General features: G+C 45.6%; 8 protein-coding genes and 1 tRNA gene. All 9 read right to left on the bottom strand.

Annotation, left to right across the window (positions count from 1 at the left end; translation table 11 throughout):
- Nucleotides 1-10 precede the first annotated feature (10 nt).
- The 9 genes from BM736_RS04255 to BM736_RS04215 all read right to left on the bottom strand — a co-directional run bounded on the left by BM736_RS04255 (nt 11) and on the right by BM736_RS04215 (nt 11,357).
- Nucleotides 11-1,591: a hydrogenase 4 subunit F gene (locus BM736_RS04255; RefSeq protein ID WP_076409006.1), complete on the bottom strand. Its 1,581-nt coding sequence runs from the start codon at nt 1,589-1,591 to the stop codon at nt 11-13.
- 6 nt (nt 1,592-1,597) lie between these two features.
- Nucleotides 1,598-2,248: a hydrogenase 4 membrane subunit gene (hyfE, locus tag BM736_RS04250; protein ID WP_076409004.1), complete on the bottom strand. Its 651-nt coding sequence runs from the start codon at nt 2,246-2,248 to the stop codon at nt 1,598-1,600.
- A gap of 9 nt (nt 2,249-2,257) precedes the next feature.
- Nucleotides 2,258-3,700 carry a hydrogenase 4 subunit D gene (locus tag BM736_RS04245; RefSeq protein ID WP_076409001.1) on the bottom strand — a complete coding sequence of 481 codons (1,443 nt, stop codon included), beginning with the start codon at nt 3,698-3,700 and terminating at the stop codon, nt 2,258-2,260.
- Between the two features lie 15 nt (nt 3,701-3,715).
- Nucleotides 3,716-4,669, bottom strand: coding sequence for a respiratory chain complex I subunit 1 family protein (locus BM736_RS04240; RefSeq protein WP_076408999.1), 954 nt, complete (start codon nt 4,667-4,669; stop codon nt 3,716-3,718).
- Between the two features lie 10 nt (nt 4,670-4,679).
- Nucleotides 4,680-6,713, bottom strand: coding sequence for a hydrogenase 4 subunit B (hyfB, locus tag BM736_RS04235; RefSeq protein WP_076408996.1), 2,034 nt, complete (start codon nt 6,711-6,713; stop codon nt 4,680-4,682).
- Nucleotides 6,710-7,339 (bottom strand): 4Fe-4S dicluster domain-containing protein, encoded by a 630-nt coding sequence (locus BM736_RS04230; RefSeq protein ID WP_076408993.1) that lies wholly within the window; start codon nt 7,337-7,339, stop codon nt 6,710-6,712. Before BM736_RS04230 ends, hyfB begins: the two co-directional genes overlap by 4 nt.
- A 505-nt stretch (nt 7,340-7,844) precedes the next feature.
- The gene (selB, locus tag BM736_RS04225) at nt 7,845-9,707 is read right to left on the bottom strand and encodes a selenocysteine-specific translation elongation factor (protein ID WP_076408991.1); all 1,863 of its coding nucleotides are present in this window, start codon (nt 9,705-9,707) and stop codon (nt 7,845-7,847) included.
- Between the two features lie 10 nt (nt 9,708-9,717).
- The gene (gene selA / locus BM736_RS04220; protein ID WP_076408989.1) at nt 9,718-11,145 is read right to left on the bottom strand and encodes an L-seryl-tRNA(Sec) selenium transferase; all 1,428 of its coding nucleotides are present in this window, start codon (nt 11,143-11,145) and stop codon (nt 9,718-9,720) included.
- Between the two features lie 120 nt (nt 11,146-11,265).
- A tRNA-Sec gene (locus tag BM736_RS04215) sits at nt 11,266-11,357 on the bottom strand.
- Nucleotides 11,358-11,525: the final 168 nt, after the last annotated feature.

Here is an 11,525-nt window from a genome sequence, read left to right as displayed (position 1 = left end):
GAGTCCTCGCTTATTGCTGCGATAGAGTAGATTCAGAAAGCGCCGTCGCTTGCTGTTCTAAATTGAGAGGAAGATTGAGCGTATTAAGCACGCTGGACTCTTCGCTATCGAGGAGTACTAGGGCTGCACTATCTATGCCCTGTAGTACCGAGGTAGGGATTTGGGTTCCCATAATAAAGAGCATCACCACAATGACAGCCATAGGCGCTAAGGTCATAAAGCCAAGCTCGCCCTTTTCTACCTCTTCAGGCTTATCACCCATGACACACTGAGCCGCCATATAAGCTAGGCCGCCAAGCACTATGGTCAGCAGTAGCAACAAGATGATTGTGAAGAACAACTTATCTTCGCCAATTGCCGCAGTCACCATAGTGAATTCACTGATAAATATGCTAAATGGTGGTACACCGCCAAGAGCAAGTGCACCAATCACCACAAGTACACCTGTGATGGGCGCGACGCGTAAGATCCCTTTAACGATGCCAATATCTCGAGTGCCGTACTTGAGCAAGATGTTGCCAGCACCACAAAACATTAAGGTTTTGGCCAGACTGTGATTAATCACATGCATCAGCCCTGCAATAACCCCGAGTGGACCCAGAGCAATTGCCAAGGTGATTAACCCCATATTCTCGACACTTGAGTAAGCTAACAGGCGCTTAATATCACGCTGAGTGATGATAAAGAACGCCGCGGTAGCCACCGACAAGAAGCCAAACACAAGCAGCAAGGTTTGAGGGAAATCTGGACCAATGGCTTTTACTGTGATGATGTAATAACGCAAAATCACCAGTAGTGCACAGTTCAGCAGCCCTGCCGAAAGCAGCGCACTGACAGGACTTGGCGCTTCAGAGTGGGCATCTGGCAACCAGGCGTGCATGGGAAACAGACCCACCTTAGTACCAAACCCTATCAACACAAAGATGAAGGAGATGTGGACTAATGTTGGATCCAGCGCTTGGGCATTTTGATGGATGTCGGTCCAGAAAATCGCATTAGCAGGATCGGCAAACACAGCAGCGGCATTTGAGTAGGCCAAGATAGAGCCAAACAGACCAAATGCTAAGCCCACAGTACAGATGATGATGTACTTCCAAGCCGCTTCTAGTGATGAGCGCTGTCCATAAAGCCCGACCAAGAACACAGAGCAGATGGTAGTAGCTTCAATGGCTACCCACATCATAATCACATTGTTCGCCGTCACCGCCAGCAACATTGAAGCGATAAACAGGTTAAAGAGTCCGTAATAAACAGCCACTTTTGTCCCAGATAACTCACCATGCTCATACTCATGACCAATATAGCCAATGGAATACATGCCGGTTAAGAACGAAACCACACCTAATACACCAAGAAACAGTGCAGATAGCCCGTCAAGGTGGAGCCAGTTATTAAGGGCCAATAATGGACCATCGACAAATACCGAACCAGCCACAGTCAGGGATAGAATAAGTATCAACACCATAGAAAGCGCATGGCAACCTATGGCGAGCTTTCTCACGCTCTCGCCACCTCGTACAGTTAAAAATGACACCAGAGCTGCAACAAATGGGACCACCATAAGTAGTAGCAAAATTTCAGTAGGAGACATCTGTTATCACCCCTTTAATGAAGTCAGTTGATTCACATCGAGCGTGTTCAACTTGAAGTAGATTTGACGAGCCAAAATCACCATAAACAACACAGCGAAAACAGCGTCAGTTGTGATCCCCACTTCAACCAGACCCGGTGCTTTATTTGCCAGCAGTGCCAAGGTCAGAGATGAGCCGTTCTCCATTAAGCAGTAACCAAACAGCTGCTTAAGAATATTGCGCTGACTGACGATGCAGAGCAGACCAAGGAAGAAGTGACCCAGTGAAACAGCTAAAGCGGGCTTTAAGTGCTCGACTAATGGCAGTTGCACACTTTCAACGGCGAGAAAGCTCGCCACTGTGATGACACCAGCGATAGGGATTAACCAGCCAAAATGGATTGCAGGTTTATCAGCTTGTGGGTCACTCATCTTACTGAACGCGTAATAGAGTATGGCCGGCAGCGCTATCACCTTAGTGATGAACGCTGTGATGGACCAGTGGTATAGCTCAGTAGCATCGACCGACTTGGCAATGGCCAAGAAAGTCAGCACTAACACGAACGATTGCACTGAGTAGAGCAAGGCTGCCGTTTTGGCTTTACGTGCGCCAATCACCATCACAGAGGTGATGATCAGTAACCCCGCCAAATTGTTTATTAAAATATCTCCAGTCATAAATCCTCCTTAAACTAACCAGTTAGCTGCGATAAAGCTTGAGCAGAGTGACATGACGATTAAGATAACCAGCACAATCTTCATCGAAACAGGCACAGGCTTAGCCTTAGCCACCGCATCACTAGGCTCACCAACCACAGACTTACCGAACCAGTACAAGATCCAACCGAAACTCGCTACTGACTCAATCAGGGCTAAGATCATGATTGGCATCAACCAGCTATGGGTCGAGGTCAACTCAAAACCTGCAGCAAATAGTGGGAACTTACTGAAGAAGCCGTTAAATGGTGGCACACCAGTAATAGCCAACGTTGCCACACAGAAACCGACCGCCAGCAAAGGTGACTTTTTAACGATACCTTTCAGTTGCGGCAGCATGCGGGTCCCTACGCTATAACTCAGCGCACCCGCCACTAAGAAGAACAAACTCTTAGCAAAGGCATGGTTGAAGATGTAGGTAATACCACCTTCAAATGCCATCTGAGAGCCGAAAATCGACAAAGAGAGCGCCAGGAAGATGTAGGAAAGTTGAGTAATGGTTGAGTATGCGAGCAAGCGCTTCATATCTTTTTGTGGCAGATACATCACGAAACCGTAGATCAAGGTGATGATGGCGCCAACGACACCGATAACCCCAATAATCTCAGGGATCTGGCCGCCCTCCATGATGGCTCTGGCGAAGATGTATACCCCAACCTTGACCATAGACGCTGCGTGTAAGTACGCACTCACGGGTGTCGGTGCATTCATCGCATCAGGAAGCCAAACATGTAGCGGAAGCTGGGCTGACTTACCCCAAGCCGCAAACAAGATCCCCAAGAATACGATAGTTTTTGTCTGCTCATCGAGCGAAGCTAATGCACTGACAGCAAATGTGCCGGTCGCATTAAAGACAAAAGCTGCAGCAACAAACAAACCGATAGATGCAACATGCGTCACTAGCAGTGCTTTAAGCGCCGCTTTTAGTGACTTAGGTGACTGATAGTAGCCAATCAAAGACCATGAGCAGGCACCAGTCACTTCGAAGAAGAACAGCTGACCTAAGATGGTTGATGAAAGCACCAAACCTGCCATCGCACCGATAAATATCAGCAAAAACGCATAATATCTCGGCTGACCTGTATGTGGATGCTCACGGTTTCCCTTAGACATATAACCCAGTGAGTAGATACTCACTAACAGCCCAAGTACAACCACAGCCACAGTAATTAAGGTACTGACCTTATCTATGGTGACACCAAACAATTCAGTTTGACCAATAGCAATCAGTGAGTAGCTAACACTAGGTTCACTACCATTTAAAAACACAACCGCCAGCGCGATAGCGCCCAGTGATGCAATACCAGCAAAGAGCTGACATACCCACTTAGCGGCCTCTTTAGGTACAATGACTGTTAATATCGCCCCGATAAAGGGGGAGATAATGGTGAGTAGAGCAATAGTTTCTAACATAGCTATTTTCGCTCCCTATAGACCAATCAGGTAGAAGACAAATCCAAGCACAGCGATGCCGAATCCTACCCAAGTGAGATGATGCGTCTTTAAGAAACGCGTACGAGCAACACTGTTTTCAATCACACCTGCAATCAAAAAGACTACAAAGAGCTTGATAAACAAGATCACAGCGGCAACAGACAAAGCAGCAAAGGTGAGCTCTGCGGCTTTACCAAATGGCACAAAGATAGCGAGGAACAGCTGTGCAACCACAAGCTGCTTAAGCCCTAACGCTAACTTCACCATGGCAAGACCTGCACCTGAGTATTCAGTGATAGGCCCCTCTTGCAGCTCCTGCTCAGCTTCTGCACTATCGAAAGGCAGTTTGCCCATTTCGATAAATACCGCAAAAGCACAGGCTGCACCGGCGAGCAACACAGCGCCTGGGACTGCCCAGCTTTCAGTCGCCATATAAGTACTGATATAACCAAGGTCAAAGGTGCCAGCCGTCAGCGCCATGGTGAAAATAGAGAGCATCAAGATAGGCTCAACGAGCACACCTAAAGTCAATTCACGGCCAGAGCCAACCCCCGCATAAACACTGCCCGAATCTAAGCCTGATAGCGCAAAGAAGAAGCGGAAAATAGCAAACAGATAGATATCCGTTATCACATCCCCTGCAATAGGAAAGGGTGAGTAGTTGGTCACTGTTGGCAGCGCCATAGCAACCAGCAACATGCTGGACATCAAGATCAATGGCATCACCTTAAAGATGATCCCCGATGGATTTGGTGCAACCTCCTGACGACGTAATAGTTTGCGAATATCGCGGTAATCTTGCAGTACCCCTGGGCCTTTACGAGAGTGCATCTTGGCACGCAGTACTCGTGTAAAACCTGTGGCCAAGGGAGCAAGACCAATCATTATTAATGCCTGAACGACAGCTAATGCGATCCATTCAGGACTTGGCATTTCAAGCCCTTGCATCAGTTCACTCCTAAGATATTTGAGAGAAATAGTTAATCGGGACAAATAGCAGCACAAGTAAGGCCACCACTATGTAGATGCAGTAGGTTCTAAAATCACCGTACTGCAGCCATTGAACAGCTCTACCGATCCGTTTCACGATTGAAACCGTTGGCAAAATCACCTTGTTATCAAGTACAGGCTCCAACTGGCTTGCACTTTTGCTTGTTATCTCTAGTGACTTGGCCAGTAGCGGCGCTGGATCTAGCTTTTTCCTCATGGTGTAAAGCGGCGCAAACATAGAGCGAAGCGGCTGCGTAAAGCCCCCCGCAGAGACAGACATCTTCTCCTCATAGCCATAACCACATGCCCACGGGTCTCCCGCATTTCGATGCGCCATTTTAGGGCCTTTGAAGATGGCCAAAATAGCGACAGGGACGAGCAGCAAAGCAAGCAAAGTAAAGGCAATAACGGGAGTTGAGAGAATGGCTTGAGTAGGCTCACTCGGAATGAGTGCGATGCCTTGAGTGACATTGACCGTCTGAGTATCAACCAGAGCTGATGCGATACCTGAGATAACCGGAGCGACCCAAGGGGCGCCAACACCGAGTACAATACATAAAATGGCAAGACTTGCTGTACCAAAAATCATGCTTGATGGTACCTCTGTCGCTTTGGTCGCTTGCTGGCTTCGCGCCGCGCCGGTAAAACAGATCCCGAACACTTTAACGAAACACATACAGGCTAGCGCGCCTGTTATGGCCAGCATGACCACAGCAAAAGGCGCAGCAACTTGCATCGCCATACCGCCATCTTTACTCATTGCCAATAGTGACTGATAGATAAACCACTCACTAACAAATCCATTCAGCGGTGGCAGCGCTGAGATAGCCATAGTACCGATCAAGAAAGCGATAGCCGTTAAGGGCATTAACTTTGCCAAACCACCCATCTTCTCCATATCTTTGGTATGAACTCGGTAGATCACAGAGCCCGCACCTAAGAAGAGTAAGCCTTTGAAAACCGCGTGGTTAAGCAAGTGATAAAGGGCGCCCAACAAACCTAAGGTCGCCAGTACAGGCATCTCATTGGCAATACCTATCATGGCGATACCGACACCAATTAAGATAATGCCCACGTTTTCAACCGTGTGGTAAGCAAGTAGTCGTTTGATATCGTGCTCGGCAAGTGCATAGAGTACGCCTAACACAGATGAGACACAGCCAAAGGCCAGTACCAGATATCCCCACCAGGCAATTTCGGCGCCGAGGAAATCTATGCTGACTTTAATGATGCCAAAGACACCGATTTTGACCATAACACCAGACATCATTGCTGATGCATGTGATGGCGCAGCCGGGTGAGCCTGAGGTAACCAACCATGTAGCGTTATCATCCCCGCCTTAGCACCAAAGCCAAAGAAGGCGAGTAAAAATACCATTGATGCCTGGAAGTCACTTAACTGAGCATTCGCAAAGTCGGCAAAGTTAAGGCTGCCTGTCTCACGATAGAGGATGTAAAACGCTATCATGATCAATACAGAGCCTGCATGGGCAATCAAAAAATACTGAAGACCCGCTTTAACCGCTTTCTCATTTTGTTCAGAGATAACCAGAAAATAGGAGGCTAGCGACATCATCTCGAAGAAGACGATAAAGTAGAAAGCATTATCACAAACCACCAACGCAACCATAGAAGCGATAAAGGTATTCATGAAAAAGCCCATCGCCCACGCACCTTTACCTAAGTACTCCTTCATATAGGAGATTGAGTAGATAGCGGTAGCAACCACAAGCAAAGATATCACCAGCACCATAAATGCTGACAGACCATCAATACGGATAATAAAGTCTGAAAAGTTAAACGGGCTGTAGATCTGTTTAACAATGACTTCGCCAGAGAGTAAGGCTGGCAAAGAAGCTGCAATTCCAGCAAGACCTGCCAACGCCCCTATTGAGCCAGAGAGTTTTATGGCTAGCGACTCCTGCTTATAACAGAGCAAGGAGCTTATTGCTGCAACAACATAAAGCAAGATAGCTAAGAGTAGAAAATCGAGTGACATCATAAGGCCGCCCCTCCCTTACCTGAAGATGTGAGGCTAACTTGAGCGGTATTTGTCGCAGCTTGTTCACGCTTAAGCCTAGAGACATCTTCCAGTGAATCATCCTTAGCAAGGAAAATCGCCTGAGTTGGGCATGCAGCAACGCATGCTGGACCACCAGGCTGGTTATGACAAAGATCGCACTTAATGGCGATGCTCTTAACCCCTGGCTCCCAAGCCAAAATATCTTTGCCAAAGCAATTTGGTGTCGATGTTGATGGGTTACTGGAGTGAATATTCGATGGAATATGAATATCGTAGGAGTTCGCCATCGCTATTGGGCGGCTACCATCAAGTGAGATAGCACCAAAAGGACAGGCGATTGCACATAAGGTACAACCGACACAAACGGTTTCATTAAGTAAAACCTTACCCTCCTCCTGGGTAATGGCTTTTACTGGACAAACTGTGGCACAGGGGGCGTCTTCGCAATGCCTGCACATCACTGGCGCAGTTGCGCTTTGATGCCGCATTACCGTCAATCTTGGTTTTGTTTGCAGTCCCTTAGACTTATGTACCGTAGAACATGCCGCCATACATGTCCCGCACCCAATACATAGCTTAGGATCTGCAATAAGAAAACTATTCATAGTTAGCCTTAGTTATATTGCAGTACTTAACTAAGGCTTATTACAATTTTCACACCAAGTTTTACACAGAAATAAATAATCAACCTAAACTTAACTAAGTTACTGTAAGCACTAGAATTTAAACTTAGTAACTTAACGACTTCTAATTAATGAACAAGGGGGTTAATCGCAATAGGAATATGTGTCGACACTTATGACGACACTTATAAAACAGCAATGACACAAACGATATAAATAAATTTCATCATGCCAATAACATTTATTAAATACCGTGTTTGTGATTGGTATCTCATAATAACGCAGGGATAATAACAAGCTAGAACACACAACTACAAACACATACAAATCAGTAGGGTACACAAAAAACCGTTATAAGTTTCCGCGTTTAAAGGTAAAAACAATTAGGGGAAGGTATTCATAGAGCAATATTTAATAATGAATAGGAAATCTAATATCGATAGGGAGTAAGGTGTGATAAAAAGCAAACAGGTTAACCCTGTAGTGATTAAAATAAGCTTTTCAATACGACCCTGTCATTTTCATCTCTTTTTACCCAGCCATCTCTCTCCATCTTATTGGCTAAAGGAATGGCATATTTACGACTTAATTTTGAGCGTTGTTTAATATCAGCCATACTTAATTTATCGTGTTTATTACAGCCTGCTAAAACATCTTCAATTAAGCATTGGTATAAACCTTGGTCATAATAGATGTTGTCCTCTAACTGGGTCACATACTTAAGCCGAGCCAAGTTTTTTAACTGTTTTTTAAGATCGCCCCTCGCCTGCTTATCGACAATATATCCTGCTCGTTGAGCAGCACGAATGTGACTGAGTAATGTCTGACTTTCTGCACAGAGGTCATCTTCACTACTTCCGCTACCCGCAAGCCAGCACTCATAACTCAGATAAATTTTATCTTGCATTTTTAGCTGCTTAAGAACCTCGGTCAATACCGTGAGGTTTACCCGTAACTGACTGGCAAGCTCTGCACTTGAAAGTGCAGCGTTTGGTTGATTTAGCAGTGATAATACAGAGGCCTCGGTTTGCTGATACCATGATTTAAGGACAGCTAAATCACCGAGGTTAATATATTCGAACTGCTCAGGTAACTGATGATTTTCGCTACGAACAATATAACCCTCGAGTTGCAATTGAAGCTGAACTTGATGAGAGTCATCAATAACTTCAGGCAGTGTATCGAGTAAGCCATAGAGCTGACGTCTTTGCCATCGCTCAATCTCCTGTAACCAGACACAGCACCCGCTAGCAATCAGCTTACTGCCTCCGTTTTGAATAAAAGCAATTGCTTGCGAAAAGTGACAGCAAACTTCACTTTTAAGCTTAACCCTGACCAATTGAGTATTAGAAATTTTTATTAGCTGGCCAACACCATGCCAACTGCCAATCGCAACCTCAAGCTGGCAGTTTTTCAGTTTAGGCGGTAGCTGATTTAGGCGTACTATAATTTCACTGGTTGCGCTGTGCATCTTAGGGTCTACAACCAAACAATCTCCTCGGGAAAGCGCTTTGTAGTTAACCCCTTTTATGCCTACCGCAACTCTTGAAACTGGCTCAGCCCTTTCAACGCTCTGATGATAAACCTGTAAGCTACGCACTTTTACAGCCAAGCCCTTGGGCATCAAGGTCAAACCCGTACCAACGTCTACACTGCCGCCGACAAGCGAGCCTGTCACCACAGTACCTATCCCAGGTACGCTAAAACTCCTGTCCACATAAAGGTGAGCTTTGCCATTTTGAGACTGACAACTAATATCACCTGTAATAGCTCCATTGGCTATGGGCGCAGTGTTTACGCTCAGCTGCTGACAAATCAGCTGTTTTAGCTGCTCTATGTTCTCGCCCGTTACCGCAGATACACAGATCACTTCAGCGATTTCATCACAGCAATCCATCACGCGTTCAAGCAGCTCCTCCTCTAACGCAAGTAACTGTTCATCATCCACTAACTCTTTTTTAGTGATACAGATGACTACCGGACGATTTCCCATTGCCTTAGCGACTTCAAGATGCGCTTGGGTCATCGGCATCCAACCTTCATTGGCCGCAACAACGAGTACCACAAGCTCAATGCTCCACAGTCCGGCAACCATATTTCGAATATAACGCTCATGCCCGGGCACATCGATCACGCCCACTTGCTGCCCTTCACTGCCAACAAAGTGAGCAAAGCCTAGGTTTTGAGTCATACCGCAGGCTTGCTCAAAGCTACGTGCAGTCATGATGCCTGTTAATGCTTGTATTAAAGCGGTTTTACCATGATCAACATGGCCGGCCATAGCAATAACAAACTGCTCAGATACGTGATGAGTATTATTTGGGATGACTTGTGTTGATGAGCGCTTCATTTGAACTCCTTCAAATCACAGTCCTTACTTGCTCACCTTTGCAATGGCCATCGCTGAAACCCTGTTTTAGCAAGAGGTACTCCTCAAGCTGGATAATCAAAAGCTCGAAATCAGCATCTGTGACACTGGCGAGGTTCAGCATAAACTGCTCTTTATGGATAACGCCAATAACCGGCGTAGGTCTGAGTCTAAGCTCACGGCTCAATTTGTTCGGCTCACCCGCTAAAGTAACGCCCCAACATGGGTAATCAATGTCAGGCAGCGTGCCACCACCAACCACAGCCTTAAGTGAACATATCTCTATATGGTTGGGGAACAGATGCGTTAACCTATCTGCTTTACTGAGGGTCATAGATAGCTGTGAAATCAAGCGCTCAGAGATCCCCTTACCACTTTCCTGCTCGTTGAGTTTACGAACAAGTAACTCTTCAATTAATGACAATACGACTCTGCCTGGACGAAATGCACGCATCATAGGATTTTTTTCGAGGCGTTTAATTAACGCATCACATCCGCAAATAATCCCAGCTTGCGGGCCGCCTAAAATCTTATCACCGGAAAAACAAACGAGATCGGCGCCAGCAGAGATATACTTACCTACTGATTTCTCTTCAGGAAAATGGCATTCGCTGGTTACGCCAGAGCCTTGATCGACGGCAAGAATAACCTCTTTGGGTAATCGACGGCTAAGGGCTTTAATATCAGCTGATTCAGTAAAACCACGAATAGCAAAGTTTGACTGATGGACAACCAGCACCATGGCAGTATTTTCTGTTATTGCCTCTATGTAATCGTCAGCAGTGGTGATATTTGTGGTGCCAACTTCAACCAGCTTGGCACCAGAGAGCGCCAAAATATCAGGGATACGAAAACCACCACCTATCTGGATCTGCTCCCCCCGTGACACAATAACTTCCTTGCCCTTGGCAAGTTCATGCAGCAACAGGTAGATAGAGCAGGCATTGTTATTAACCAAAAGCCCTGCATCTGCGCCAGTCAGTGTAGCGATGAGCGTATTAAGCAGCCCTTTTCTTTGGCCACGCTTCCCATCTTCTAACTTAAGTTCTAGGTTGTTATAGCCAGTATTCACCCCTTTTACGGCATCCCACAGTGAAGGCTCTATCGGTGAACGACCGAGATTGGTGTGAATGATGGTTCCGGTTGCATTGATAACCGAAGTTTGTCGCTGAAGCAGTATTTTTTGTAACGCGAGTGTCAAATCGGTAGTGACATCAATCCCATCGACCCCCTCGTTTTTAAACCTGTCTGTTTGACGGATTTGTGCAAAGTAGTCACGAATGACTTCTGTGACAACTGGCCGGCTCAACTTTGCTATAAAGGAGGATAAAAAACTGTGTTGCAGCAATTGCTCAACTTGAGGAAGGCGATGGTTAACTTTCTGATCTGATTTTTGAGTCCTGTTTTGAGTCGCTCTCACATGTACTCCTTAGAAATATTTCGAAGTTCATGCACAGTAAAAAATCAGCAAACATGTATAAAAGTGCAAATAGCTACAAATTCACGACTAAACTGCCATAACCATCACTTTATTAAAAATTGGCGGAAGAGGCAGGAATCGAACCTGCCAAAGTCTATTAGACTCACATCGGTTTTGAAGACCGAGAAGGCCACCAGACCTCATCTACTTCCTTAATTTGAATCCAGTATATATATTTAAATTAATAATAATTTGAACTAGATCTCAATATATAAAAACCACTAAACTTTATATAAAAATAAATAACAAAACATATTTAAACAAATAAATTCAATAGGCGTTATCGGTTATAACAAAGAGATATAAACACTGTTGATTAA

The organism is Shewanella sp. UCD-KL12 (assembly GCF_001957125.1).
In the GTDB taxonomy this organism is placed as follows: Bacteria; Pseudomonadota; Gammaproteobacteria; order Enterobacterales; family Shewanellaceae; genus Shewanella.
Note: the sequence above shows the minus strand (reverse complement) of the source record. Positions and strands in the feature narration are given on the sequence as shown.